The following is a 26,711-nucleotide window of genomic DNA, read 5'->3' on the forward strand; positions in this document are numbered from 1 at the left end:
ACGTAGGCGTTTGCTGGTTTTGTGCGTGCGGTCGGCGTCGGCTGAACCAGCGGGCCACGTTCGTTTCAACGATGCCCTGATCTGGGGAAATACTGTAGTCAATGCGGGTCCTGCTCAATTTTGAGAAAACCTATCGGAATTTCCTATAGATCGCAACGAAACCCCGGTCATTTCCTATTGGACACCCTTGCTGCACCTGGGGCACACTGGGACTATTATGACGCGCCGCGTTTCGCGGATATCGCAGCCGAGACGTTGCATGCAGAGGCTAAGGAGGACGTATGGGCACATTGACGCAGGAGGAATTCAAGGGCTTCCTCAAGACCTGCCGCGAGCTCGCCGAGGGGCCTTTTGAAGAAATGCAGAAGGAGGTCGAGGTCACGAACAAGTTCCCGCAGGAGTTCATCGACCTCGCGCGTGACAACAACCTGTATCGCTACGCTCTTCCGGTGGAGTATGGCGGATGGGGCTTTACCGAGAAGGAGATCCTGCAAGTCCAAGAGGAATTCTCTCGCGGCCCCGGCGGCATGCGCATGCACCTGCATTACGCGGCCGACCTCAACTGGCGCATTCTCGACGATTACGGTTGCCCTGAGCTCAAAGCCGAGTACATGCACAAGTTCTGCGACAAAAGCGTGTTCACCTGCTTCGCCCTGACCGAGCAGACCGGCGGTACCGGCGCCGACGTGCATTCCACGGCGGTCAAGGATGCCGACGGAAACTACATCTTGAATGGCGAGAAGTGGCTGATCTCGCACACCGACGTGTCGCAGTTCGCCTACGTCATCGCCGTCACCGATCCCGAGAAGACCGGCGACGAGCGCCTGTCCGCTTTCTTCGTGCCGATGGACGCTCCCGGATTCGAGCTGGTTCCCATGCCTCACATGATGGGCTGCCGCGGCGCCGGGCACGCGGGCTTGAAGTTCACCGATGTGAAGCTGGAGCCGAAGTACCTGCTGGGCGAAGAGGGCCAGGGCATGGAAGTCGCCATGCACTCGCTTGCCATTTCGCGCGTGCACATTGCCGATTCGAACCTGGGAATGTGCCAGCGCATGCTGGACATGTCGCTTGCGCGCGCCCGTGATCGCGTGACGTTCGGCAAGACCATCAACACGCGCCAGGCCATCAAGATGAAGCTTGCGAACATGGCTACGATGACCCATGCGCTTCGCACCATGGTGATCGATTTCGCCGAAGATTACGACCTGGACCATCGCAACCCCTACATCGCCGAGAAAGCGGCCATGTGCAAGCTGTTCTCGATCGATGCGGTCAAACTCGTGTCCGACGAAATGCTCGAGATATTCGGTGGTGACGGCTACTTCGAAGACTCTCCTTATGGACCGACCGAGCGCCTGTACCGCGACTGCCGCGCGCTTTGGCTGGAGGAGGGGTCTCCCACCATCCAGCGCATCACCATTGCGCGCGAGCTTGAGAAGCACAACGCCCATCTGGAGTATCCGGGCCTTGATTGGATCGCCGGCGGCGATCTGTAGCCTTTCGCGATCATGCTCCTTGTCGCCCCGAGCAGCGCTGAGCCGCTGCTCGGGGTTTTTAGGTTGAGGCTCGGGATCCCGGTGCGGCCGTGCGCTTTTCGAGATTTCGTGCAGAACTTGACCTTGACTGGGCTTCAAGTGGTTCAATGGATTTCGCAATCGAACGACAAGGGAGCGCGCATGGATCAACGCGATTTGCATGAACTGCTCGAGCGAGTGGCGGCGGGGACGGCTTCGGTGGACGACGCGGAGCGAGTGCTGCGCATCGCTCCGTTCACGGATTTGGGCTATGCCAAGGTCGATCATCATCGTGGCGTGCGCCAAGGCGTGCCGGAGGTGGTGTACGGCGCGGGAAAGACCGCCCAGCAGATAACGGGCGTGTGCCGTGCCCTCGTCGAGGGCGGCCAGCAGCGCGTGCTGATCACGCGCTTGGACGCCGAGAAGGCTTCGGAGGTTCGCAACAGCCTGGCAAGGGAGGGCAGCTGCGATGCGTTGGCGTTCGCCTATCGAGAGCTGCCCCGCTTGGGTATTCTGGGCGACTTTCCGGAACCCGATGGCAACGGGAGCGTGGTCGTGGCCGCCGCGGGCACGAGCGACCTGCCCGTGGCCGAGGAGGCTTCGGTTACGGCCGAGATGCTGGGCAATCGCGTGACGCGCCTGTACGACGTGGGCGTGGCCGGCCTGCACCGCTTGCTGGCGCATGCCGACGAAATCGCGGCCGCTCGCGTGGTGGTGGCGGTCGCCGGCATGGAGGGAGCCTTGGCAAGCGTGGTGGGAGGGCTTGCATCGTGCCCGGTCATCGCGGTCCCCACCAGCGTGGGCTACGGCGCCAGCTTCGGCGGGGTGGCCGCTCTTCTGGCCATGCTGAACTCATGCGCTTCCGGCGTGTCGGTGGTCAACATCGACAACGGCTTCGGTGCTGGCTACCAAGCGCATCTGATCAACCATACGAAAGCGAGTGCGTGATGAAGACGCTGTTCTGGAATGTACGGGAGAGCGCTACGCGCGTCGCCCTTCTTGAGGCGACCTGCTCCCAGCTTGACGACGAGGCCCGCGGCGCGGTGGAGGAGCGGTGCTGCGCGGCGGGCGTGCCGGACGGGCATTGCCACAATCTGGCCGAGGTGCATGCCGTGGTGGACGCGCTCTGCGCGAGCGATCGCGTGAAGCAGGATCTGCGCAGCGTGTACCGTATTCTTGCCGAAGCCGAAGCGGCGGCTCATGGGTGCACGGTCGATCAGACGCATTTTCACGAAGTTGGCAATGCTGCCGGAATAAGAAACGCGCTCCATATTTGCCTTGCGATCGAAGCGGTCGCGCCCGACGAGATCGTCTGCACGACCGTTCAGACGGGAGAAGGCGTGGTCGCGTGCGCTCACGGCGAGCTGGCCGTTCCCGCGCCGGCTACGGCCGCCATTCTTGCGCGCGGCATTCCCGTTTGCGATTCCAAGCTGCCGGGCGAGCTCTGCACGCCAACGTCCGCGGCGCTCATCTGGCACTTCGCGGATCGTTTCGAGGCGTGAGAATCCGCCGGCTCCGATTAGGGCGCACCCCGATCGGAGCCGGCGAAGCGATGCTAGTTCAGGAAGTCCTCCAAGATCTCCTGCTCCGCCTCTTCTTCCGTAAGGCCGAGCGTCATGAGCTTGGTGATCTGGTCGCCGGCGATCTTTCCGATGGCCGCTTCGTGCACCAAGATGGCGTCTTCGCTGGCAGCTTCGATGCCGGGGATGGCCGTGACCTTGGCCTTTCCCATGATGATGGCGTCGCACTGCACGTGGCCTCGGCAAGCTGCCTCGCCGATGACCAGCGGATTGAACACCTGCTTCGAGTTGTCCTGCGCGACCGAGCGCGAAATGACCTGCACGCTGGAGTCGTCGCCCTTCAGCTCCACCTTCATGTTCGACGTGGCCGTCTGCTCGTCGTGCGTGAGCAGTTTCTCGATCAGCACGAGCTTCGCGCCTGCAGCCAGTTCGGCGTTCGTGTCGCGCACCGTGGAGGATACGCCGCGCAGCTGCACGAGCTCCATCTCGCAGTGCGAGTTCTCCTCCATGATGACGTTCGTGACGGGGTTCAGGATGCGCTCTCCCGTGCCCGAGCCCTGCCCGTAGTGCTTCTCCACGTACTTCACGCGGCTGTTCTTGCCGCAGTGGAACGTGTGGATGCCGTCGTGCTCGGACGGGGCGTGGCTTTCGTTGTGGATGCCGCATCCGGCGATGATGGTGATATCGCAGTCTTCCCCGATGTAGAACGTGTTGTACACCACGTCTTTCAGGCCCGATTGCGTGACGATGACGGGGATGTAGACGGTCTCGCCCTTGGTTCCCGGCGCGATGCGGATGTCGATGCCGGGGTTGTCCGTCTTCGTGGCGATCTCGATGCTCGCCGACGAATGGCGCTCGACGAGCTGCCCGTCTTTGCGGATGTTGAAGGCGCCTTTCGGCATGCCGTGTATATTGGCGATTTCGGCGAGCAAGCCCTCGTCGATAGGGGACAGGTCAACAGCCATGATGGCCTCCTTTGCGGGTGCGAACGGCGCGCGATGGAAACCCGACGCGCGCCGGTTGAGTTAGCAGGTGGTGGGGATCTCCGTGATATGCAGCTCGGTGGGGGTGCTCAGCTTGCAGCCGGGAACGCCCTTCGCCACGAAGCCGAGCGTGGGCATAAGATCCTCGGGCTTGCCGGTTTGGGCGACCTTGCCGTTTTTCAGCAGCACGATCTCGTCGGCAAGCTGAATGATGCGCTCCTGGTGGGAGATGATCACGATAGAGCGCCCGTCGCGCGCTTCATGGATGTCGCGGAACGTTTCAGTCAGGCGGTCGAAGCTCCACAGGTCGATGCCGGCTTCCGGCTCGTCGTAGATGGCCAGCTTCGGGTCGCGCGCCAGGATGGTGGCGATCTCGATGCGCTTCACCTCGCCGCCGGACAGGTTCTTGTCCACTTCGCGCGTGAGGTAGTTCGCGGAGCACAGGCCCACTTTGGCCAGGTATTCGTTGCAAGCGAGCATCGGCAGCTTCTTGCCTGCTGCGATGTCGAGGAGCTTCTTGACTTTCATGCCCTTGAAGCGGGCGGGCTGTTGGAACCCGTAGCCGATTCCCCGCTTGGCGCGCTCGGAGATGGGCAGGTTCGTGATGTCTTCGCCGTCGAGCAGGATCTGTCCGGAGGTGGGCTGTTCGATGCCCATGATAAGCTTGGCAAGCGTCGACTTTCCTCCGCCGTTCGGGCCCGTGATGACCGTGAAGCGGTCGTCGGGGATGCAAAGCGATAGGTCGTCGATGATGCGCTTGGTTTCTTTGGACCCTTCCTGCAAGGGCACCTCGAACGTAAGGTTCTTCAGTTCCAGCATGATGCGTTTCTCCGTCTCTTCTCGTCTAAATGATACTCTATTACTATCATTTAAGCCGGATCTCGTCAAGGCCGGCAGCGCGCAAAACCGCCGTGGTGCGCGCTCTGGTTCCCAACGGTTTATTCTAGCTTGAAATAGCTTTGCGAGCGGCGGGAATGTCATCGAAAAGCGAATACGCCCCCGCTTGCCGATGCAGGCGGGGGCGTGCGAGGCGGTTGGATCTGAGGGGTTTGCGCTATTCGTTCAGAAGGTCGATTACCTGAAATCCCGCAGAGGATCCTTCCAGAAGGTCTTTATTGCCGAAGGCGCAGAAAGCTCCGGCTTCGGCAGCGTGGGCCACGGTCCCGGCCAGCTCGCGCACGGCGCGCGCATCGGACGAGATCATCTGATCGCGCGTTTCGCGACGGGCTTGCGGCGTTCTGCCGGCAATCCAGTCGCCGTCTTGACGGCGCACGAGCTGACGCGTTTTGAGCGGCGTGTCGAACCCGGCCACCGTGCTCACCACGTAGCCCTCCATTTCGTCGTCGGTCGGCTCGAACGCGGCCAGCCATGCGGAGGCTCCTGCGAAGCGCTCGAGCGTTTCGTCGAGATGCGGGTCGCGATAGGAGTAGAACCGCAGGTTTCCGGTGCGCGCCGTCTGAAAGCCCGCGCCGTACGCACCGCCCTTGACGCGCACCTCGTTCCACAGGTAGTCGAACGAAAGCGCTTTCGCAGCTACCTGCCAGGCTCCCGTGTAGCTTGCGCCGAACGAGCGTCGATCGAATCCGAGCGCTGCATAGCACACGTCGGTGGGCACGATGAACGCCTCGTTGCGCACGACGGGATCGGGAACCTGCAGCCGTTCGTCCCGCGCGCCCCCCGCGCGCCCGAGCGCGGCGCCGCAATCCCAGAAGCGGCGGTAGTCGTCCTCGTTTCCCGTGAAGCTGACCAGGCATCCGTCGTCGACGAACAGGCGTGCCGCAAGATCGCCCAAGCGCTGCGAAAGGTCGTGCGCGCGCTCGTCATAGGAGGCCAGCAGGTCTTTCAAGAAACGGTAGAACTCCACGCCGCCAAGCTGCTCGCGCACGACGCCGGCGGGCAGGTAGTACGATGCCAGCCGAGCCATGGCGCTGGCGTGGCCTGCGGAGGCGAAGCCCTGCTCCATGGCGATGCGGCGCTGCTGCAGCACGTCTTTGATCTTGCCCGTGTCGGAGAAGTCGGTCGTCAGCAGGATTTCGCGCGGAAGGGCGGCCAGGTGCTCCACGTTCTCGGACAGCGAGCTTGCGCTTACCACGAACATCGGGCGGATTGCGCGCGGGTCGTGCTCGTCCTCGTAGATTTCCGAGAAGAAGGACAGGTTGCCCAGCTTGCCGTTCGTGAGCGTGTCCAGCTGCGATGCGGTGCGGGTTGCCGTGTCCAGCTTTCCCAGCACCATGCTCAGGACGGTCACGTAGGGAAGGTCCTCGAAGCGCACGCCCTTGAGGTCGAAGTAGCGGTAGGCGTAGGCGATGCCGTGCGCGGCGGCGCGGTGACGAAGGCACGGGACGGGCGCGCCTTCCTCCAGGCCGTAGGCCGGCTCGTCCGGCGTGGCCCCGATGTCGGACACGGACAAGCGCGGCAAGGTGGCCAGCGCCTCCGGGGAGTCGGGCTCTTCCTGCAGGCGGCGAAGCTCCGCTTCCTCATCGGCTACGCGGGCGAAGTCCTCGGGCTCCATGCGCGCGGCGACGTTTGCCAGGCGCTCGGCCTCGCAGGCGTCCTCGTCCTCGTTGACGGGCACGATCTCCACTTCGGCTCGGTGGTTGTTGGCCAGGAACACGTCGCGGATGAGCTGCTCGAAATAGCCTTCGTCCAGGGCGGTCCGCAAAAACGCGAAGTCGTCCTCGTATCGCAGGTACGACGTTGCCAGCTCGTCGTCGTAGAGCCAGCCGGCCAGCGCGGCCATGGACAGCGCCACGCCGTCGGCCATGCCGAAGTCGCGCTCGCGCATGACGAATTCGGCGCGCGAGAGCGAGGCTTCCACCAGGTTTCGATCCAAGCCCCCGTCGGCCAGCGACTGCAACGCGCCTTCCGCAACGGCCCTGAAGCGCGCGGGGGCGTCGTCCGCCAGCCCCTTGAGCTGGATCACGGCGAAGGGCTGCAGCAGCGAATCGGCGAAGAACGCCTGCACGTCGTCGGCCAGGCCCGCGTCGAGCAGCGCGCGCTTCAGCGGGGCTTCGTTGCTGCCGGCGATGGCGTCGATGAGGATGTCCACGGCCACCATGCGCGTGCGTTCCCTGACGTTGCCGATCACGTATCCAAGCCCCATGCATGCGTTTTCGGGCGCGGTCGCCATCGTGCGGCGTATGCCGAGCGCTTCCACGGGCGCCTGTTCGCGCAGTTCGTGCGGTTCGAGCGGCGCATCGCCGGCCGAAAGGCGCGCCTCGTCGCGGGCGGCTTCCTCGTCGGCGACGGGGGAGAGATAGCGCTCGTCCAAAAACGCCAGCATGGCCTCGAGGTCGAGGTTGCCGTACAACGTGAGGTAGCTGTTGCTCAGACGGTAGTGGCGGGCATGCTCGTCGAGGAACTGCTCGTAAGTCAGGTCGGGAATGGCGCGCGGCGTGCCGCCCGACTCGAAGCGATAGGCCGTGTCGGGGAAGAGCGCCGCTTGCAGCTCGTCGTAAAGCACCGAGTTCGGATCGGACAGCGCGCCTTTCATCTCGTTGTACACCACGCCGTTGAGCGCAAGCTCGGGCGCGCCGCCGGCGGGGTCGGTCGCTTCGCCGTTTCGATCCGCGCCGCCGGCAAGCTCGTAGTGCCAGCCCTCCTGTTCGAAGATGGCGCGCTTGCGGTAGATCATCGGATGCAGCACCGCGTCCAAGTACACGTCGGCCAGGTTCAGAAGATCCTGGTCGTTCGTGCTGGCTACGGGGTACAGGGTCTTGTCGGGGAAGGTCATGGCGTTCAGGAACGTCTGCATGCTGCTTTTCAGCAGGTTGACGAACGGTTCCTTCACCGGGAACTTCTCGGATCCGCACAGCACCGAGTGCTCCAGAATGTGGAACACGCCCGTGTCGTCGGCGGGCGGGGTCTTGAACGCGATGGAGAACGACTTGTTGGCGTCCTCGTTTTTCAGGTACAGCAGCTTCGCGCCGCTCTTCTCATGCACGAGCGTGTAGGCGTTGCCGTCTAGTTCCGGCAGCGGTTCGCACGTGCGCACGGTGAAGCCGTGCAGCTTCTGGTCTTTGGCAAGGTCCATGGCTCGTTTCCGCCTTTCGTTGAAGGTTTCCTCCCATTGTCGCACAACGCTTCGCGCGCGTTCGGCTTGCGCGGCGCGTTCACCGCTTTCGCAAATTGTCGCGCCCGCTGTCGTCCGAGCGGTGCCCCCTGCGCTCCGCCGAGCGAGCCGCCCGCTGCTCCTTTCGCCGTGCGCGCCGCGCGTTTCGCCTTGCTGCGCCAGCCGGCGATTGCCCCCTTCACAAACCGCGCCGGGAGGGTTAGACTTGCCGCGTACCCGGAACGTCCTATCACGAAAGGCGTCTTTTGACCACGACCGCTTGCAACGCGCTTCTTGCCACCGTCGCTTCTGCGACGGCGTTCGCTTGCGCATGGTGGTGGAACGGAAGAAATCGATCCCGGGTCTCATAGGCTTCTGTTCTCGCATACCAGTCATCAGAAGAGCCCTCGGAGATCCGGGGGCTCTTTTTTGCGCGTCCAGCAAGCATCAGTTTTCCCTGCAGCGTTTGAGCAGGAACCCATTCCAGGAAAGGAACCAGCATGACCGAGCAAGCCCCTTACCGCCTGTACCTGCGCGAAGACCAGATCCCGACCCAATGGTACAACCTGCGGGCCGACATGCCGGAAAAGCCCGAGCCTTTGCGCCTGCCCGACGGTCGCGTGGCCGAAGCCGCCGACCTGGCGCCCGTGTTCTGCGACGAGCTGGTGCGCCAAGAGCTCGACGACGCCACGCCTTGCTTCGACATTCCCGATCCCGTTCGGGAGATGTACCGCATCTACCGGCCTTCGCCGCTGTGCCGCGCCTACAACCTGGAGCGCGCGTTGGACACGCCCGCGAAGATCTACTACAAGTTCGAGGGCAACAACACGTCGGGCTCGCACAAGCTGAACTCCGCCATCGCGCAGGCGTACTACGCGAAGGCTCAGGACCTCGACGGGATCACCACCGAAACGGGCGCGGGGCAGTGGGGCACGGCGCTTGCGGAGGCCTCGGCGCATTTCGGCCTGAATCTCGACGTGTTCATGGTGAAGTGCTCCTACGAGCAGAAGCCGTTTCGCCGCAACATCATGGAGACGTTCGGCGCGAACGTGACGCCCTCTCCTTCCGACACCACCGAAATCGGCCGCAGGATGCTCTCCGAGCGCCCTGATTCGTCCGGCTCGCTGGGCACCGCCATTTCCGAGGCGGTGGAGCGCGCGCTCAACATTCCGCAGAACAAGGGCCGCTACACTTTGGGAAGCGTGCTCAACCAGGTTGCGCTGCACCAATCCGTCATCGGGCTGGAAAGCTACGCTGCGCTTCAAGAGCTGGGGGAGTACCCGGACGTGGTCGTCGGCTGTGCGGGCGGCGGGTCGAACCTGGCCGGGCTGATCGCGCCGTTCATGCGCGACAAGCTGCGCGGAAGCAGGCCCGATACGCGTTTCGTGGCCGTAGAGCCTGCAAGCTGCCCCAGCTTGACGCGCGGGCGCTTCGCCTACGACTTCGCCGACACGGGCCGCACCTGCCCGATGGCGAAGATGTACACGCTTGGAAACGGATTCCTCCCCAGCCCCGACCACGCCGGCGGGCTGCGCTATCACGGTATGAGCCCCATCGTGTCGAAGCTCAAGCACGACGGCTTTTTGGATGCGGTCGCCGTGAAGCAGACCGACGTGTTCGCCGCTGCCGTGGAGTTCGCGCGGCTTGAGACCATCCTGCCCGCGCCCGAGAGCGCGCACGCCATCTACCAGGCCATGGAGGAAGCGAAGGCGTGCAGGGAGGCGAACGAGGAGAAGACCATCCTGTTCTGCTTAACCGGAACCGGCTACTTCGATATGAAGGCGTACGACGCTTACAACAAGGGCGTGCTGGGCGATTACGAGCCCACCGACGAGGAGCTGGCCGTCGGCTTCGCCAGCATACCGCGCATCGAGGGGCTGTAGCGCGCGCCGTGGCGCTGGCGGCCGCTCGATGGTACCATGGTCGGCATGACTCTTTTTCATGCCGACCATATCTCGGTCTCCCATGTTCGCGACGGGCGGGCCGTGCCGCTGTTCCACGATGCGTGCTTGCGCTTGGAAGGCGGGCTCATCTACGACTTGACGGGCGCTTCCGGGTCGGGCAAGTCCACGCTTTTGCGCGCGTGCGCGCTCATGATCGCCCGAGACGCCGGCAGCCTGTACTTGCAGGGGCGGTCTTCGGACGGGTTCGGGCCGCAGGAATGGCGGCGGCAGGTGTGCCTCGTGCCGCAGCAACCCGCTCTTGTTGCGGGGACGGTGCGGGACAACCTCGTGCTGCCGTGGCGCCTCAAGGTGAACGCCGCGTCCCAGCCTCCGAGCGACGGCGAGCTTGCTCGCTTGCTGTGCCTTGCCGGCCTTGAAGAGGTGGAGCTTTCGCGGGACGCGTCGCGCTTGTCGGGCGGGCAGCAGGCGCGCGTGGCCTTGCTGCGCTCGTTCGCCACGAAGCCGAAGGTCTTTCTGCTCGACGAGGTGGACGCGGCGCTCGATTCCGCTTCCTCGCAGGCGATCAGTCGTTTGACAAGGGATTACGTCGGCTCCGATGCAACGTGCTTGCGCATCCGGCATCGGTCGGCCGACGGGTACGCTGCGGGAACCTATACGCTTGAGGACGGCGCGCTGTCCTACGTTGCGGCGGGAAGCGGGGGTCGTTCGTGAGCGGCGTGGTGGATATCGGGTACGTGGAGCTGTTCGCCGCGAGCGCGCTCATGCTGGTGGCGGGCCTGGTGTCGTGGAAGCTCGAGCTGGGGCAGACGCGGCGCATCGCCGTTTCCGCCGCGCGCATGTTCGCGCAGCTTCTGGCGGCGGGATTCGTGCTCATGTACCTGTTCGAGCACCAGACCTGGTGGCTCGTCCTCTTGGCGCTGGCCGTGATGGTGACGGCGGCCACGCAGATTGCAACCTCGCGCGTGAAAAGCTCGGTGCCGGGGCTTCGCGCGGCGGTGTTCGCGTCGCTGTTCTCGTCGTCGATCGCCGTGGGCTTCGTGGTGGTGGAAGGGGTCATGCACGCCGATCCTTGGTACAACGCGCGGCAGCTCATTCCCATTGCGGGCATGATCATCGGAAACGCGATGTCGGCCATCGCGGTTGCCATCGACCGGCTGTTCGCGGACATGGATTCGCGCTCCAACGAGATGTTCGCGCTCGTGGCGCTTGGCGCTACGCCGAAAGAAGCGGCGTTCCCGTCGATCAAGGCCGCTATCGGCGCGGGCATGACGCCGGTGCTGGCCACCATGTCGGCCGCCGGGATCGTTGCCATCCCCGGCATGATGTCGGGCCAGCTTTTGGCGGGAGCCGATCCTCTGGCGGCGGCGAAATACCAGATCGTGGTCATGCTCATGCTGTCGGCGGCCAATACGGTGGCCATCGTTTCGGCCTGCTTTCTCACGTATCGCAAGCGTTTCGCGCCCGATGGATATTATTTGGACAAGGGAATACGTCCCGATAATCCTCTATAATCTTGCTGACGTGAAAGGACGGCTCCGTGGCTTCTGGCGATACCAAATTCTCCCATATCACCGTTAACGCTGACGACGATGACGATTTCGTGATCCAAGCGGGCCTTCGCCCGTCCGCGCCTGCCCCCGAGCCCGCCCAAACGGACGGCGCGGTGCCGTCCGAGCCCTCTTTCGACGCGCCCTCTTCGACCGAGGACGAGCGGGAGGCGTCGGCGGCCGACGACGCGAGGCCTTCGAGCGCAGGCTCGAAGAGTTCGAAGAAGGGCTACCGCGAGACGACCGCGGAAGACCTTGAGGTCGAACCGATGTCCGCGATGCAGAAGATCATCATCGCGGTGGCGCTTCTGGCCATCGTCGGCTTCATTGCGTACTATGTACTCTTTATGCGCTAGCGAATGCGCCTGCGCCCAGTAGGAAGGTGCTTCGATGCCCAAACACGCTGCAAACGAACCCAACGGCACTTCGAGCCACAAAGACGATTTCGCCTCCGATGAGCGGATCGGCCTGACCGAGGCGTTCTCCCCGGTGAGCGCGGCGGTCGATCCTACAGAGGACCGCTCTGACGAAGAGGGGCGAATCGGCCTGACCGAGGCGTTCGCTCCCGTGGCTGACGGCGCCCACGCAGGCGGCTTCAGCTACCGCGGGGACAACGCCGACGAATACCCCGACGCCTTCGAGAGCCTTGAGCCCGTGGAGGCGCCTCCCTTGCTGTTCGGGGACGATCCCGTTGCGGTCCAGCCCGAACCGGCCAAGGGCAAGCACGGCAAGAAGGAGAAGCCCTTCGTTCCGCCCCATCAGCGCAAGTCCCGTCGCATGCGCAAGATTCTCATCGCCATTGTCATCCTGCTGATCCTGCTCATGGGCGCGCTGTGCTTTTTCGTGTGGCAGTGGTTCGAAGAGAGCAGGCTGGTGGCCGCTCAGCAAGCTCAAGAGCAGCAAAGCGCCCAGGAAGTCGGCGCTATGCAGCAAAGCCAGAGCGAAACCAAGGACGCCAGCACCACCGTGGCGAAGAAGACGCAGGTCCCCTCGCTCACGTCGCTGCTTGGCATGACGAAGGACGAGGCCGTGACGGCGCTCAAGCGCGGCGCGACCGAAACCAGCTCCAAGGAGGTCAACGAGGAGGGCAACCCCGTCAAGACCAACGTAACGGTGGCGCTTACCGACGAGCCTGCCGATACGCGTTCGGGCACGCCTACGGTGTACCTGGGCCTGAACGAAGAGGGCAAGGTCATTCAAGCCGGCTACTCGGCGGCCACCGCATCGCTTGGCTACGGCTCGCTGAGCTTCGTCGATGCTGTGAAAAACGAGCACATTGTAGAGAAAACGCTGCAGGAGGCCGGCGTGAGCGTGCCGGAGGGTTCCGTGGAGCTGCCGTCCGACAAGTCGACGTACTCCGAGTACGCCAGCGACGGCACGACGCTCGTGAAGGAAACGTGCTCCTTCTCGGGCACCGTGGAGTTCGGCGGCGCGCCCCATCAGTGGTCGAGCGTTCTTCTGTACAACTACTCGACGGCGAACACCTCGGGCAACTTGGCCGACACCATCCGCATCATCTACGTGTACGTCAACGCGTAAGAACTCGCCCTGCGACGACAGGGACGGACTCTGCGAAAACGCCGCCGCTTCGAGGCGGCGTTTCTCGTTCTCTCATTGATTTCGTCTACGCTTACCGTTAGAGTTAGGGCAATCGACTTTCATCGGGAAAGGGGTCCTATGATCGATCGCGACGCGTTTGGGCGCATGCTGGACGAAAGCGCCCGCTTGCTGCTGGAGAACGCCGAGGTGCTAAGCGACATCGATTCCAAATTCGGCGACGGGGATCACGGCATCACCATCACCAAGATAGCCAAGCTCGTCCAAGAGCAGGTTGCGGGGTGGGATCCCGACCAGTCGATCAAAGACTTCCTCGATGATCTGGGCATGGCCGCCATGGCGGTGCGCGGGGGATCGGCCGGCCCGCTTTACGGCACGATGATCGGCGGCTTGGGCGTCCATCTTGCCGACGACGAGAGCGCTATCGATGCGGATGCGGCGCGCCGGATGTTCGCCGGCTGCTTGGCCGAGATGCAGGATATCACGAATGCCCAGGTGGGGGACAAGACCATGATGGACGCGCTCATTCCTGCGGTCGAGGCGTCGCAGACGTGCGCTTCGGACGATCCGGCTGCGGTGTTCGCTGCGGCGGCCGAGGCGGCCGAGGCCGGCGCGAAGGCGAGCGAGGGCTTCGCTTCCAAATTCGGTCGCGCGCGCAGTTACGGTGATCAGACTATCGGCACGCCCGACGCGGGCGCCGTCTCAACTTCGTTGTTCTTGCGCGGTCTCGCCGGGGGCGTGTCGCACTGATTCAGGAATCGGGCCTGCTGCCGAGCGCAGCGGGCCTTTCTTTTCCATCGTCCATCTTGCAAGGAGGAGCACTATGAGCATGAAGAAGTTCATCAACGACCCCGAGGATCTTACCGCGGAACTGCTCGAAGGCCTGGCCTTGGCCAATTCCGACATCCTCGAACTGGGCGAGGATAACATGGTTATCAACAAGAAGCTGGCCGAAGCCGACCGCGTGACCATCGTCACGCAGGGCGGAAGCGGACACGAGCCGGCTATCGAGGGCTTCGTGGGCGAGGGCATGGTCGACATCGACGTGGTGGGCGACATCTTCGCCGCGCCCGGCCCGCAGGCGTGCGTCGACGCCATCAAGCTGGCCGACAAGGGCAAGGGCGTGCTCTACATCGTGCTCAACCATGCGGGCGACATGCTGACGGGCAACATGACCATGAAGCAGTGCAAGAAGCAGGGCTTGAACGTGGTGAAGGTGGTCACGCAGGAAGACATCGCCAACGCCCCGCGCGAAAACGGCGACGATCGCCGCGGCCTGGTGGGATGCATCCCCACGTACAAGATCGCAGGAGCCGCAGCCGCCGAGGGCATGAGCTTGGAAGAGGTGGCCGCCGTCGCGCAGCGCTTCGCCGACAACATGGCCACGCTGGCGGTGGCCGTGCGCGGTGCCACCCATCCTCAGACGGGAACGCTGCTTGCCGAGCTCGAGGACGACGAGATGGAAATCGGCATGGGCCAGCACGGCGAGGAAGGCGGCGGCCGTCAGCCGATGAAGTCCGCCGACGAAACCGCGGCCATCATGGTGAACGCGCTGGTAAACGACATCGGCATCAAGCCGGGCGAGCGCGTCATGCTGATCATCAACGGCTCGGGCGCTACGACGCTCATGGAGCAGCTTATCGTGTACCGCGCCGCGGTCAAGGAGCTGGCGAAGCAGGATATCGAGGTGGTCGCGAACTTCGTCGGCGAGATGCTGACCGTTCAGGAGCAGGCCGGCTTCCAGATGTTCATGGCCCGCATGGACGACGAGCTGCTGCGTCTATGGAACGCCCCCTGCAACACGCCGTACCTCAAGAAGTAGGGGCCGGTATGCTCACTTCCATGAGTGCCGTCCTTGATTGGGCGGAGGAGCGCGGTTGCGCGGCGGCGGCGTTCGACACGCCGAACCTCGAGCTTTTGCTGGCGGCCATCTCGGCTGCCGAGGCCCGCAACGAGCCGGTCATCATCCAGCACGCTCAACTGCACGAGCACGAGACGTCCATCGACGTGATCGGGCCCGTTATGGTTGCGCGCGCCAAGGCCGCGCGGGTGCCCGTGTGCGTCATGCTTGATCACGGCGAAGACCTCGACTATGTGAAACGTGCGCTCGATCTGGGATTTTCTGCCATCATGATCGATGGATCGCAGCTGCCGTACCAGGAAAACGTCGCGCTCACGCGGGCGGCGGTGGAGCTGGCGCGCCGGTACGGGGCCGACGTAGAGGCCGAGATCGGGTTCACCACGGGCCACGAAGGGCTTGAAGACGCCGACGACGACCGCGAGAACGTGTACACCGATCCTGCGCAGGCCGCCCGCTTCGTGGCCGATACGGGCATCGATGCGCTGGCTGCCAGCGTAGGCACCGTGCACGGCTTCTACCAGGCTGATCCGCAGCTTGACCTCGATCGCATAGCCGAGCTCAAGCGCGTCTGCGGCGTCCCGCTTGTCATGCACGGCGGCAGCGGGCTTTCGCGCGAGGACACGCGCGCGGCCATTGCGGCCGGCATTCGCAAGATCAACTATTTCAGCTACATGAGCAATGCGGGCGTGCGTGCCGTGGAGGCGCTCATCGCCGAATCGCACCCCAAGTACTTCCATGCATTGGCCAATGCGGCAACGAAGGCCATGCAAGCCGATGCCGAGGCCGCCATGGACATGTTCTCCATGGCTCCGTCGGCCTGACGCTGCGAACGACCCGAGACGAGAGGAAACCAGGATGACTGCAACCTATATGCACATCGGCATTCCCATCACGGAGAAGAAGCCGAACATGACCTACAACGAGGACATGAAGTTCTGGGTGTCCAACGTGGACGATTACGACATGAAGATCGAGTACCTGAAGTTCGAGGAGGGCACGCCTTTCCCCGAAGAGCTGCACCGTCGCTGGCACGTTGCTTACGCGGTGGACGATCTGGACCGCTACGTCGAGCAGGCCGATCGTGCTATCTGCGGGCCTATGGATGCGGGTCCGGGGGTTCGCCTTGCGTTTGTCGAGATGGACGGCGCCGTCATCGAGCTGTACGAAGATAAGAACTAGCGTCGAGCCCGGTCCTCGCAGCAGCGAAGACCGGGCTTTTCTTTTTTGGAGAGGGGCGCGAAAAGGAGCGCGCTGCCCGAGCGCGGTTCGCTATTCGGCTTCTTCGGCCTGACGGACGGTTTGCACGCTTTCCAGCGATATGGTGGGAATGCGCACGAACATGAGGTAGACCAGAAATGCCGCCACGCACCCCAAGATGCCCCAGACGAGGGGCTTTTGAACCAGAAGCGCGCTCGCGCCCATAACGACGAACGATACCGTGAGGATGCGGACCTTGGTTGCGGCCGGTATGCCGCCGGCTTCCTTGAACGCCGCAACATAGGATTTGTAGACCCTCGTCGAAACGATCCACGCATGGCAGCGCGGAGAGGACTTGGCGAACAGGAACGTGGCCAGTAGAAGCAGGGGCGTGGTGGGAAGCACGGGGATGAACACGCCGACGCAACCCAGGATGCAGGCGATCCAGGCTCCGGCGAGCATGAGGATTCGGGTCAAGCGGCTCATGGGTTCCTTCCGTCGAACGATGTGCTCGCCAAAGGGCGGGAGGCTTATTCGGTGCCGCGAGTATAGCAAACATGACGTGCGCCGCATACGGGGTTTTACCCCAGGGGTCCATAACCTCTATGAATCTCCTGGTGTTTTTCGGGCGCTTCTCTTATTCTGTCGGTCGGCCAGGTTCTGGGAAATGCGTCGTCCCAAACGAAGAAGGGGAGACGCAAAAAAAGTTGCAAGCCGCATATTGTATTTGGTTTGCGCTGTGCTATTATATACAAGCTGTTTACACAAGCGAGGGGAAACCCTCCACCTGTTTCGGCGCTTCGGCAGCTGACGGGTCGCTCGAATATTCGGCTTCACAGCCTGATCGAAAAGCGAAACCCGCAAGCTCTCGGAGCTGCGGGTTTTTTATTGACGCGCAAAAGCGCGCTAGAAAGGGAGGTGAGCGCGATAGCTGCTCAGGAGCCTCGGCTCAACGAACAAATCAACGTGCGCGAGTGCCGGTTGATCGGGTTCGACGGGACGCAGATGGGTATTTACGTCACATCTGAGGCCCAGCGAATCGCCGATAACGAGGGCCTTGACCTGGTCGAGATCGCCCCGAACGCCGACCCGCCCGTGTGCCGCATCATGGATTACGGCAAGTTCAAGTACGACCAGGCCATCAAGGCGAAGCAGGCTCGCAAGAACCAGAGCAAGATCGAGACCAAGGAAATGAAGTTCCGCCCGAAGATCGACGTGGGCGACTACACCACGAAGAAGAAGCACGTTCTGCGCTTCCTCGACGGCGGCAACAAGGTCAAGATCACTATCATGTTCCGCGGCCGCGAAATGGCGCACCCGGAGCAGGGCCTCACCATCCTGGAGCGGCTGGCCGACGATCTGAAGGACGTAGCGGTCATCGAGACCCAGCCTAAGATGGAAGGCCGCAACATGCACATGCTCATCGCCCCGTTGCCTGCAGCGACGTTGGCGAAGAAAAAGAAAGAGAACGAGAAGAAAGAAGAAGGGAAGGACGAAGGCAATGCCTAAGATGAAGACCCATCGCGGCACCGCGAAGCGTTTCCGCGTTACCGGCTCCGGCAAGATCATGCGCTCCAAGGCTTTCAAGAGCCACATCATGACGAAGAAGAGCCAGAAGCGTAAGCGTAATTTCCGTCATGAGACCGAAGTGGCCAAGGCCGATAACAAGGTTATCGCGCGTAATCTCGGCCTTCGCTAGTCTAAAAGGAGCAGTGATACAACATGCCTCGTGTTAAGCGCGCAGTCAGCGCCCATAAGAAGCGTCGTACCGTCCTTAATCGTGCCAAGGGCTATTACGGTGCAAAGTCCCGTTCTTATCGTGCCGCGAAGGAACAGGTGCAGCATTCGCTGCAATACATGTACCGCGACCGTCGCAACAAGAAGCGCGAGATCCGTCGTCTGTGGATCACCCGCATCAACGCGGCCGCTCGCCTGAACGGCCTGAGCTACTCGGTGCTGATGAACGGCCTCAAGAAGGCTGGCGTGCAGCTGGACCGCAAGGTGCTTTCCGATATGGCCATCAACGATCCCGAGGCGTTTGCCGCTGTGGTCGAGGTTGCCAAGAAGGCCCTGTAGCTTTTAGTTGCGCCGACCTACCGGTCGGCGCAACGGCTTAATGCTGAGAAGCCCCCGATCGTTCGGGGGCTTCTTGTGTTCTAGCGCCGCAACCGATGAGGTGCGCTTGCGCCCTGCACGAACGAAAGGCCCCGGAGCGGGGCCTTTCGTTCGTTTCGAGGATAAAGGGAAACCGTGCGGGTCTTTCCGTTCCCGTGTCGAACAGCATGCCTAAGACGGGGTGCGAAGCTGCAACGGGGCCGACCCTTGCGGTCGCCTTGCGCGGTTTACGCCTCTACGACGTCAAGTTCCTCTTCATCGCTTTCGTCCGAGCCGATCAAGGTGCGCGCCAGGTAGACTTCGGCCGCATGGCGCGCGGTACCGCCCCTGTTGGGCACCACTTCGATGTCGACGGCGCGCAGCGCTTCCGCGGCTTCGCGCTCGATCGTTCCGGTTATGAGCACCCGGACGTCAAGCTCGTGCAGAAGGGAGGCAAGACGGTTCGGGGGAAAGAGTGGGTTCGGCATGTTCTGACATTCAACGATGACGCCGCGCTCGATTCTGTAGCAGGTGAAGCTGGCACACTTCCCGAACACGGGAGATACCTTCAGGCCTTCGCTAGCCACGGCTATGCGCATCTCGTTCCTTTCTTCGATTCGTTGCGCCTACGATACCGTTATTCGCGCAAGCCAAGTTCGCTCTTTCGCCCAACGGGGATAAATAGTAAGCTGAACGACATGGATACTGAATCTTTTCTCACAACGGACGTTGCGATTATCGGTGCGGGCGTGGCGGGCGCTTGCGTGGCGCGCGAGCTTGCTCGCTGGCGGGTTCACGTCACGGTTCTCGAAGCGGGAAACGATGTGGCGTGCGGTGCAACGCGCGCGAATTCGGGGATCGTGCATGCCGGCTACGATCCTGCTCCCGGTACGCTCAAGGCGCGGTTCAATGCACGGGGCTCGCAACTGTTCTCCCGCTGGGCCGATGAATTGGGATTTTCGTATCGTCGGAACGGGTCGATGGTGCTCGCGTTCTCCGACGAGGAGCTGGCCGCGGTGCGTCAGCTGGTCGAGCGGGCTGCCCGAAACGGCATCGAAGGGGTGCGCGAGCTCGATGCGGCTGCCGTGCGGGCGCTCGAGCCCTCCGTCTCGTCGCAGGTTCGCGGCGGCCTGCTTGCCGAAACGGGCGCTATATGCGATCCCTACGAGGTGGCGCTGTTCGCTGCCGAGCAGGCGGCTCTGCATGGCGCTGCCTTTCTGTTCGAGCAGAGCGTGACGGGCCTCGATCGCTTGACCGCTGAGGAGCAAGCAGCGGCGGAGCGCGTTGCCGAGCGGCGCGGGCAGGTGCGCCGAAGCGCTGCTCCGTATCGGTACCGCGTGAGCACCGCCGGCGGGCTGACGATGGCGGCGCGCGCGGTGGTGAACGCTGCCGGCGTGTTCTCCGACGAGATCAACAACATGGTCAGCGCCCGCAAGCTGCGCATCGTGGCGCGACGGGGCGAGTACTGCCTGTACGACACGGACAAGGGGTCCGTGTTCTCGCGCACTATGTTCCAGGCGCCGTCGTCGGCGGGGAAGGGCGTGCTCGTAACCCCTACGGTGCACGGCAACTTGCTGGTGGGCCCCAACGCCGTGGACCAGGCCGACAAGACCGACGCGTCGACGACGGCCGAAGGCTTGCGGTTCGTGCTGGACGCCGCGCGCAAGACGTGGCCGGAGGCGAACGGCCGCGGCCTTATCACCAACTTCGCCGGCCTTCGCGCGTCGAACGCTGAAGGGTACGACTTCGTGATTGGCCAGCCCGACGATGCCCCGGGGTTCTTCAACGTGGCTTGCTTCGACTCTCCGGGGCTCACGTCGGCGCCTGCCGTGGGAGAGCATATCGCAGGCGAGGTCGCCGCGCTGCTGGACGCCCCGGTCAACGAGTCGTTCCGCGCCCGAAGAGAGGCTTGCAAGGCGTTTGCGAACATGGACGAAGCCGCGCGCGCCGCAGCGGTTGCGCGCGATGCCCGCTGGGGCCATGTGGTGTGCCGATGCTGCCAGGTGACCGAAGCGGAATTGGTTGCGGCCCTGCGGGGGCCGTTGCCCGTTCTGTCGCTCGATGCGCTCAAATGGCGCACGCGCGCCATGATGGGCCGTTGCCACGGCGGGTTCTGCTCGCCCGAGATCGCGAAGATCGTCGCGCGCGAAACGGGCGTGACCCCCGATCGCCTGGATAAGCGCCTGCCGGGGTCGCCCGTGGTGGCATCGGCGCGCACCGACTACGCGAGCGTCGTGCAGGGCTTCGAGGGCAGCGAAGCTGCGAGCGCTGCAAGCGTCGAGCGTGCGCCCGCTATGGCCCGGGAGTGCGACGTCGCCGTAGTGGGCGGCGGCGCGGCCGGCATTGCGGCGGCGCGCGCGGCGGCGGCGCACGGCGCTCGCGTGGTGCTGATCGACCGCGAGGCAAAGCTGGGCGGCATTCTCAAGCAGTGCGTGCACAACGGATTCGGACTGCATCGGTTCGGCGTGGAGCTGACGGGTCCCGAGTACGCCCAGCGCGAGGCCGATCAGCTTGCCTTGTCGAACGCATCCGGTGTTTGCGTGCTGCGAGACGCTACGGCTACGTCGATCGATGCGCCCCAGGAGCAAGCTGACGGGCTGTTCTCGGTTCACGTGGTGGGTCCTCGCGGCGCGTATGCGGTCCGTGCCCGGGCCGTGGTTCTGGCAACGGGATCGCGCGAGCGGGGTTTGGGCGCGCTCAACGTGGCAGGGTCGCGTCCGTCCGGCGTGTTCAGCGCGGGCAGCGCCCAGAACTTCATGAACCTGCAAGGGTGCTTGCCGGGAAAACGCGCGGTCATCTTGGGGTCCGGTGATATCGGGCTCATCATGGCGCGACGGTTGGTTTCGCAAGGGGCCGAGGTGGCGGGCGTCTACGAGCTCATGCCCCATCCGTCGGGGCTTCGTCGCAACGTCGTCCAATGCCTGGACGACTTCGGCATACCGCTGTTCCTGAGCCGCACGGTCACGCGCTTGGAGGGCGAAGGACGGTTGAGCGCCGTGTACGTGTCGGACGTGGATCCCGATACCGTGCAGGTGATTCCCGGTACCGAGCAGCGGGTGGCGTGCGATACGCTGCTTTTGTCGGTGGGGCTGCTTCCCGAAAACGAGCTGGCTCGGACGGCCGGCGTGGAACTGGACGCCGTCACCGGCGGCGCGCGCGTGGACAGCCGGCTGGAAACCAACGTGGCGGGCTTGTTCTCGTGCGGAAACGCGCTGCACGTGCACGATTTGGCGGACCATGCGTCTGCCGAAGGCGACTTGGCCGGCGCTTCCGCTGCGGCTTACGCGCTTGGCGAGGTCGACGCGCGCCGCGAGCGCCGGCGCGCGTCGGTGCCCGTGTTGGCCGCTCAGGGCGTGCGCTACGTGGTTCCCCATGCCGTGGACGCGGCGGGTTCCCCGAGCGGCAACGTGGCGCTTTCTCTGCGGGTTTCGCGCTCCGTTCGCAATCCTCGATTCGTCGTGGAGGGAGTCGATGCGCACGGGCGCGCGCATACGGTCAAGCGAGCGAAGACGATGGTCGCCGTGCCTGCCGAGATGGTCCAGATTCCCGTGAGCGCGGCTGAGCTTGTCCGTTGGGAGAGCGTGCGGGTACGCGTCGAGGGCGCAGGCGACGGGGATCGAGCGCTTTCTGTCCCGTCTATGACCGGGGGAGGTGCCGACTGATGCAGTTCGCGACCGACGTTGCCGTGTTCACGTGCATTCGCTGCCCGCTGGGGTGCCCGGTGGAGGTGTCGTTTGCCGAGGATGGAACCGTGGCCGAGGTGTCCGGTCACACGTGCAAGCGCGGAGCCGAGTACGCGGCGCAGGAGGCCGTCAGCCCCGAGCGGATGGTGACCGCGGTGCTTCCCGTTGCGGGTTGTCTGGAGCCGGTGAGCGTGAAGACCGCGCAACCGGTGCCGAAGGACCGCATGGCCGAGGTTCTGGCCGCGCTTGGCGCGCTGCGACTGGAGGCGCCTGTTTCAGCCGGTGCGGTGCTGATCGAAGATGCTTGCGGTACCGGCGTGGCGGTGATCGCCACGAAAAGCGTGCCGTAACGGCGACGTAAAACGAATTGTCGCCCGAAACGTACGGAATCGAAGGGAAAACCGTGCGTTTCGGGCGACAATGTGTGCGGTGTGCGGTGTGCGGTGTGCGGTGTGCGGTGTGCGGTGTGCGGTGTGCGGTGTGCGGGCTAGCGACGCTTGCCGCGTCCGTTGGAGCGCTGCTGGGCAACGTCGGCGCGATGCGCGCGTCCCGGGCGCAGGTCGGCTCCGGTGCGCTTGGGCGAGCCGCTTTGGGTCGGACGCCCGCTGCTCGTGCTGCGCCCGGCGGGCTTGGCGGCGTTGCCGCCGGCGCGCTGAGACTTGGCTTGTCCGGGGTTTTGCCTGTTCGGCTGCGCTCCCTGCGTTCCTGCTGGCTTCTTGCCGCCGCGGCGCTTCGGCCCGCCGGCGTTCGGCGTCGATTCCGTTTGAGCCTGTTCGCGCGCCTTCGCCTTCTTGCGCTCGCGAGCCGCCTGCTCCTTGGCCGCCTGCTTGATCTCCGGGTCTCGGCGGGCGTCGGCGCGCTGCGCCTTGGCAACGGCGTCTTCCTCGGCCTCCTGCATGTCGAACGAGGCGAGCTGCATTTCCGGAATGGGGCGCTTGATGAGCTTTTCGATGTCGCGCAGCGCATCGACGGTTTCGGGGCTGACGAAGGACACCGCGTAGCCTGCGGCGCCTGCGCGACCCGTGCGGCCGATGCGGTGCACGTAATCCTCGGGCTGAGTGGGCAGGTCGTAGTTCACCACGTACTCGACTTCCTCCACGTCGATGCCGCGCGCCAGCACGTCGGTGGCCACGAGGATCCCGGTCGTTCCGGCGGCGAAGTTGTCGAGCGCGCGGCGGCGCTGGTTTTGGCTGCGGTCGGAGTGGATGGCCTCGACCGAGTAACCGGCGCGCTTGAGACGCCGGCAGGTGGCGTCAGCGCGGCTGCGGGTACGGGCGAACACGATGACGCGATCGGCGCCTTTCTCGGCGAGCACGGCTTTGAGCAGCGCCGGCTTCACGGCTTGCGGCACGTGGATGACGTACTGATCCACCGTGTCGGCCGTTTCACCCTTGTGCGCGATCTCTACGAAAGCGGGGTCGTGCAGCAGCTTTCCCACGCTGTTCTTGATGGAGGCGTCGATGGTGGCGCTGAACAGCAGCGTCTGGCGCGTCGTGGGCGTAGCGCCGATGATCTTTCTCATGGCGGGCCAAAAGCCCATGTCCAGCATGCGGTCGGCTTCGTCGAGCACGAGCACTTCCACGTCTCCCAGGCGGACCGCCTGCTGTTCCATGAGGTCAACCAGGCGTCCGGGCGTGGCGATGAGCACGTCGACGCCGTGCTTGAGTTTCTTGATCTGAGGCTCGTAGGACAGGCCGCCCACCACGGTGAGGATGCGATGGTGCGTGGAGGTGGCGATGGCGGTGCACACCTCGCCGATCTGCTGCGCCAGTTCGCGCGTGGGCGTGACCACCAGCATGAGCGGGCCCTGGCCGCCCTTCGCGTGTTCCAGACGGTCGAGGGAGGGCAGCGAGAACGCAGCAGTCTTGCCGGTGCCGGTCTTGGCCGCAGCGATGAGGTCGCGTCCTTCCAGCGCGAGCGGAATGGCCTGTTCCTGAACGGGCGTCGGGGCTTCGTAGCCCAGGCGCGCGACGGCTTCAAGGGCCTGGTCGGACAGGCCGAGTTCGTTGAATTGCAACATGATTCTCCTTAGCGAATGTGTGCGGGCTTGTCGCCCCAGTAGAAATGTAGGAAATGCTTGCGATAGATGGGATCGTCGCCGTTTTTCGGCGCAGCGGCCAGGCGCAACGTGGCTGCTGCGATGTCGCGGGCCGCGTTCGGCCGCCGCAGGAAGCTTCCGTTGACTAGCATGGCGCGGGCGCTGTCGGGGCTCTTCGCGATGTGGCGCAAAGCGTCAAGAAGCTCGCGCGCCGTGGTCACGTGCATGGCCGCGCCGAGCGAGGTGAGCATTTGCACGTTGACCTTCTCTTGGCCGTACGCGCGGCCCAAAAGGATCATCGGCACCTGCGAGCACAGGCATTCCGTCACCGTAAGGCCGCCCGACTTGCAGATGACCAGGTCGCTTGCAGCCATGAGCGCGGCCATTCCCTCTACGTAATCGAGCACCGTGACGTTTTCGATGCTCAGTTCCTGGCACTCTTGGCGAAGATGCCGTGCGTACTCGGCGTCGTTTCCTGCTATGAACACGAAGTGCAGCGTGCCGCTCAGGCTGTGCAGGTAGGGCAGCAGCTTGTCGAGCGCGGTGCGGAAGTGCACGTAAGGCTGCGGCAGGTACGCGCCGGCCAGCGCGAGCACGACGCGCTTGTTCTGGGGAAGCCCCAGTCGCTCGCGCGTGGCGACGCGATCGTAGTCGCGGCGGAAATCGTCGCGCGTGGGGATGCCCGTGATGAGGATGCGATCTTCGGCAACCTTGCGCGGGCGCAGCGTTTCGGCCATGGATTCGTTCGCCACGCAGAACAGGTCGGCGGCGCGATGGGGCCAAAGGCCTTCGGTCTCGTAGTCCGTGGGAACGCAGACGATGGGGAAGCGCTGCCCGGTCAGCATGCGCGCGGCCGTTGCAACGTTGGCTGCGGTGATATGCGTGCAGACCACCGCGATCGGCTGCTTTTTCTCCACGTAGTCGGTGAACGCGCCGTACATGAGATGGTTCCATATAGTTCCGCCGCCCCAAAGAAGGCGGCCGGTCAGCGTGAAGCGCCAGGTGAGGTCGTAGATGGGTCGCGTTGCGCCCGTGAACAGCGATGCCGCCTTGTTTCCGTCGAACACTACGCGGCCGAAATCGAGCACGTCGAGCACTTCGACTTCCAGATCCTCGGGGACCAGGCTGGCGAGCGTCTCGTCGGTTTGATCGGCATCCGTTCGGGCATGGGCGTTTCGCTCGTCGCGCATGAGGTCGAACGCCTGAGCCACGGCGTTCGCGGCGCTGCGGTGCCCCGAACCGACGGAGGCGTGCATGACGATGACGAGGGGCTTGCGAGGCTCTTCGGATTTCGGCTCCACCGGGGCGAGTGCAACGTCGGCTGCCGGCTCCGCTTCGGCTTCGAGCGATTGCCCAGCGCGCGCCTCAAGGGCCTCGTCCGAGGATGCGCCGGGTTTCTCGACGTCCGGCGACAGGGGTGTTGACTTGGTTTCGTTGTCCATGCCGTCTATCATACCGCAAACGGCCGCGCTTCGTTGACGCCGTGGCGCGCAGGAGAAAAAGCCCTGAAATATTCCTCCAAAATTTTCTCTTGCAATTTGAGGAAACCTTTGCAATAATATTCAGGCTGCTTTTCGGAGACGAAAACGCAACCGTCCCCATAGTCTAGAGGTCAGGACGCGGCCCTTTCAAGGCTGAGACACGGGTTCGATTCCCGTTGGGGGCACCATCGTGGATACAGGCAAACCACCTTCCGGGGTGGTTTCCTTTTTTGAACGACAATTCATCGAGCGCGAATCCATTGGGGGTTCGCGCTTTTTCGTGTCGCGCCCACGTTTTCGATTCGGGTTGCCCGCAGGGTCGGGACGGGGCCGCTCGGGCTAGTTCGGGGATTGCGGCTCTGCTGCCGTTTTCGCGGGAAGCAGGCTGGGAAGCTGCGACACCACGACGCCGATCAGGATGACGATCACCCCGACAAGCTGCAGGGCGTCCACCGACTCGCCAACGAGAACCGCCGAAATGGCGATGCCGCAGGGCAGCTCGGACGAAGCCATGATGGTGGAGAGTCCCGTCGAAAGATGGGGCGTGGCGATGCCGAACAAGATGACGGGGACGAACAGCGCGCACAGCCCCAGCACCAGCCCGTACTTCCAAATGCCCGCTTGAATCGCACCGCTGGCGAAGTAGTCCGGGCACAGGGCGAATCCGAGCACGCATGCGCCCAGGCAGACCACGAGCCCTCGCTGGATAGGCGGAAGGCCGCATCCCACGCGGCTCGAGAAGAACATGAACAGCGCGCAGCTGACGGCGGATCCCAGTCCGCAGAGGATGCCGATCGGATTCAGCTCCCCGACCGCGCTCGAGAACATCCCGCTTGCGAAAAGCGTCCCGCCAAGGATGGCGACCGCGGCCACCAGCTCGGCTGCCTGCGGCTTGCGCCGGGTAACTGCTACCTGGATGACAATGCCGATCCACGTGAATTGGAACAGCATGGTAAGAGCCGCCGAAACCGGAAGCATGGTGAGGGAAAGGTTGTAGAGCACGCACGTGGCGCAGGTGTTCAGGCCCAGTCCCATCAACGACAAGATGCGCTTCGGGGTCAGGGGCGCCGGTTTGCGTCCGCGCCCGAGCGACACGGCAAGGGCGATGGCGAATAGGAGCGTGCCGAACAGGGCCTGGCTTGCCACCGCTTGCGTCCAGGAAAAACCTGCGGCGTACGTCATCTTGACCGTTGCCGCCATGACGCCGTAGCTCGCTCCACCCAGGAATACGAGGGTCGAGTATTTCAAGGTGTTCTTCTGCATGCCGCCATTCTAGCGCAT

26 protein-coding genes and 1 tRNA gene are annotated in these 26,711 nt (G+C 63.9%); 18 read left to right on the forward strand and 9 right to left on the reverse strand.

The features are described from left to right. Positions 1-281: 281 nt before the first annotated feature. From LQE90_RS11150 to larC, 3 genes are all read left to right on the forward strand, one after another. Positions 282-1,496, forward strand: coding sequence for an acyl-CoA dehydrogenase family protein (locus LQE90_RS11150; RefSeq protein ID WP_216529867.1), 1,215 nt, complete (start codon positions 282-284; stop codon positions 1,494-1,496). 180 nt (positions 1,497-1,676) lie between these two features. After that, positions 1,677-2,462 carry a nickel pincer cofactor biosynthesis protein LarB gene (larB, locus tag LQE90_RS11155; protein ID WP_216529868.1) on the forward strand — a complete coding sequence of 262 codons (786 nt, stop codon included), beginning with the start codon at positions 1,677-1,679 and terminating at the stop codon, positions 2,460-2,462. Further along, the gene (gene larC / locus LQE90_RS11160) at positions 2,462-3,016 is read left to right on the forward strand and encodes a nickel pincer cofactor biosynthesis protein LarC (protein WP_216529890.1); all 555 of its coding nucleotides are present in this window, start codon (positions 2,462-2,464) and stop codon (positions 3,014-3,016) included. The genes larB and larC overlap by 1 nt, the downstream gene beginning before the upstream one ends. Positions 3,017-3,069: 53 nt before the next feature. Here the strand turns inward: larC and LQE90_RS11165 are convergent, their stop codons facing one another. The 4 genes from LQE90_RS11165 to LQE90_RS11180 all read right to left on the reverse strand — a co-directional run bounded on the left by LQE90_RS11165 (position 3,070) and on the right by LQE90_RS11180 (position 8,570). Then, entirely contained in the window at positions 3,070-3,999 is a 930-nt protein-coding gene (locus LQE90_RS11165) for a SufB/SufD family protein (RefSeq protein ID WP_114567455.1), read from the reverse strand. 60 nt (positions 4,000-4,059) lie between these two features. Continuing rightward, a complete protein-coding gene (locus LQE90_RS11170) occupies positions 4,060-4,836 on the reverse strand; it encodes an ABC transporter ATP-binding protein (RefSeq protein WP_114567454.1) in 777 nt (258 codons plus the stop codon). A gap of 235 nt (positions 4,837-5,071) precedes the next feature. Beyond that, complete coding sequence (locus LQE90_RS11175; protein ID WP_216529869.1) at positions 5,072-8,050, reverse strand: insulinase family protein; 2,979 nt, start codon at positions 8,048-8,050, stop codon at positions 5,072-5,074. 268 nt (positions 8,051-8,318) lie between these two features. After that, a complete protein-coding gene (locus tag LQE90_RS11180; protein ID WP_216529870.1) occupies positions 8,319-8,570 on the reverse strand; it encodes a hypothetical protein in 252 nt (83 codons plus the stop codon). Here LQE90_RS11180 and LQE90_RS11185 point away from each other — a divergent pair. The 9 genes from LQE90_RS11185 (at position 8,569) to LQE90_RS11225 (ending at position 16,116) form a co-directional block, all read left to right on the forward strand. Then, on the forward strand, positions 8,569-9,951 hold the full coding sequence (locus LQE90_RS11185; RefSeq protein ID WP_216529871.1) for a TrpB-like pyridoxal phosphate-dependent enzyme: 1,383 nt from the start codon (positions 8,569-8,571) through the stop codon (positions 9,949-9,951). The genes LQE90_RS11180 and LQE90_RS11185 overlap by 2 nt on opposite strands. Before the next feature lie 45 nt (positions 9,952-9,996). After that, positions 9,997-10,683 (forward strand): ABC transporter ATP-binding protein, encoded by a 687-nt coding sequence (locus LQE90_RS11190; protein ID WP_216529872.1) that lies wholly within the window; start codon positions 9,997-9,999, stop codon positions 10,681-10,683. Continuing rightward, positions 10,680-11,483, forward strand: a complete 804-nt coding sequence (locus LQE90_RS11195; protein ID WP_225749360.1) for an ABC transporter permease — start codon at positions 10,680-10,682, stop codon at positions 11,481-11,483. Before LQE90_RS11190 ends, LQE90_RS11195 begins: the two co-directional genes overlap by 4 nt. Positions 11,484-11,509: 26 nt before the next feature. Next, on the forward strand, positions 11,510-11,875 hold the full coding sequence (locus LQE90_RS11200; protein ID WP_216529873.1) for an SURF2 Surfeit locus protein 2: 366 nt from the start codon (positions 11,510-11,512) through the stop codon (positions 11,873-11,875). Between the two features lie 34 nt (positions 11,876-11,909). After that, entirely contained in the window at positions 11,910-13,058 is a 1,149-nt protein-coding gene (locus LQE90_RS11205; RefSeq protein WP_216529874.1) for a histone-lysine N-methyltransferase, read from the forward strand. A gap of 138 nt (positions 13,059-13,196) precedes the next feature. Continuing rightward, entirely contained in the window at positions 13,197-13,826 is a 630-nt protein-coding gene (locus LQE90_RS11210) for a DAK2 domain-containing protein (RefSeq protein WP_216529875.1), read from the forward strand. A gap of 73 nt (positions 13,827-13,899) precedes the next feature. Further along, positions 13,900-14,898: a dihydroxyacetone kinase subunit DhaK gene (locus LQE90_RS11215; protein WP_114567446.1), complete on the forward strand. Its 999-nt coding sequence runs from the start codon at positions 13,900-13,902 to the stop codon at positions 14,896-14,898. Between the two features lie 8 nt (positions 14,899-14,906). Further along, positions 14,907-15,758 (forward strand): class II fructose-bisphosphate aldolase, encoded by an 852-nt coding sequence (locus LQE90_RS11220; protein WP_216529876.1) that lies wholly within the window; start codon positions 14,907-14,909, stop codon positions 15,756-15,758. Positions 15,759-15,792: 34 nt separating this feature from the next. After that, complete coding sequence (locus tag LQE90_RS11225) at positions 15,793-16,116, forward strand: VOC family protein (protein ID WP_114567444.1); 324 nt, start codon at positions 15,793-15,795, stop codon at positions 16,114-16,116. Positions 16,117-16,206: 90 nt separating this feature from the next. Here LQE90_RS11225 and LQE90_RS11230 read toward each other — a convergent pair whose 3' ends face one another. Beyond that, positions 16,207-16,620: a YbaN family protein gene (locus LQE90_RS11230; RefSeq protein WP_216529877.1), complete on the reverse strand. Its 414-nt coding sequence runs from the start codon at positions 16,618-16,620 to the stop codon at positions 16,207-16,209. A gap of 432 nt (positions 16,621-17,052) precedes the next feature. On the opposite strand from LQE90_RS11230, the gene infC reads away from it, so the two are divergent. Genes infC through rplT form a run of 3 tightly spaced genes read left to right on the forward strand, consistent with a single transcriptional unit; the run spans position 17,053 to position 18,210 of the window. Beyond that, on the forward strand, positions 17,053-17,643 hold the full coding sequence (gene infC, locus LQE90_RS11235) for a translation initiation factor IF-3 (RefSeq protein ID WP_181792600.1): 591 nt from the start codon (positions 17,053-17,055) through the stop codon (positions 17,641-17,643). Continuing rightward, positions 17,636-17,833, forward strand: a complete 198-nt coding sequence (gene rpmI, locus LQE90_RS11240; protein WP_114567441.1) for a 50S ribosomal protein L35 — start codon at positions 17,636-17,638, stop codon at positions 17,831-17,833. Before infC ends, rpmI begins: the two co-directional genes overlap by 8 nt. A gap of 23 nt (positions 17,834-17,856) precedes the next feature. Continuing rightward, entirely contained in the window at positions 17,857-18,210 is a 354-nt protein-coding gene (rplT, locus tag LQE90_RS11245) for a 50S ribosomal protein L20 (protein WP_114567440.1), read from the forward strand. 266 nt (positions 18,211-18,476) lie between these two features. On the opposite strand, the gene LQE90_RS11250 is transcribed toward rplT, so the two are convergent. Continuing rightward, positions 18,477-18,827, reverse strand: coding sequence for a NifB/NifX family molybdenum-iron cluster-binding protein (locus LQE90_RS11250; RefSeq protein ID WP_114567439.1), 351 nt, complete (start codon positions 18,825-18,827; stop codon positions 18,477-18,479). A 99-nt stretch (positions 18,828-18,926) separates the two neighbouring features. Between LQE90_RS11250 and LQE90_RS11255 the strand changes: the two genes are divergently transcribed. Next, entirely contained in the window at positions 18,927-21,890 is a 2,964-nt protein-coding gene (locus tag LQE90_RS11255; protein WP_216529878.1) for an FAD-dependent oxidoreductase, read from the forward strand. Beyond that, positions 21,890-22,261, forward strand: a complete 372-nt coding sequence (locus LQE90_RS11260; protein ID WP_114567437.1) for a DUF1667 domain-containing protein — start codon at positions 21,890-21,892, stop codon at positions 22,259-22,261. Before LQE90_RS11255 ends, LQE90_RS11260 begins: the two co-directional genes overlap by 1 nt. Positions 22,262-22,398: 137 nt before the next feature. Here LQE90_RS11260 and LQE90_RS11265 read toward each other — a convergent pair whose 3' ends face one another. Together LQE90_RS11265 and LQE90_RS11270 are read right to left on the reverse strand one after the other, a co-directional pair. Then, positions 22,399-23,931 (reverse strand): DEAD/DEAH box helicase, encoded by a 1,533-nt coding sequence (locus LQE90_RS11265; protein WP_114567436.1) that lies wholly within the window; start codon positions 23,929-23,931, stop codon positions 22,399-22,401. Between the two features lie 8 nt (positions 23,932-23,939). Then, positions 23,940-25,391 (reverse strand): glycosyltransferase, encoded by a 1,452-nt coding sequence (locus LQE90_RS11270; protein WP_231088311.1) that lies wholly within the window; start codon positions 25,389-25,391, stop codon positions 23,940-23,942. Positions 25,392-25,543: 152 nt separating this feature from the next. Here LQE90_RS11270 and LQE90_RS11275 point away from each other — a divergent pair. Then, positions 25,544-25,618: transfer RNA gene (locus LQE90_RS11275), tRNA-Glu, on the forward strand. A 151-nt stretch (positions 25,619-25,769) separates the two neighbouring features. Here the strand turns inward: LQE90_RS11275 and LQE90_RS11280 are convergent. Beyond that, the gene (locus LQE90_RS11280; RefSeq protein ID WP_216529880.1) at positions 25,770-26,693 is read right to left on the reverse strand and encodes an EamA family transporter; all 924 of its coding nucleotides are present in this window, start codon (positions 26,691-26,693) and stop codon (positions 25,770-25,772) included. Between the last annotated feature and the right edge of the window lie 18 nt (positions 26,694-26,711).

The sequence above is a fragment of the Paraeggerthella hominis genome, assembly GCF_021044775.1.
Classification (GTDB): domain Bacteria; phylum Actinomycetota; class Coriobacteriia; order Coriobacteriales; family Eggerthellaceae; genus Paraeggerthella; species Paraeggerthella hominis.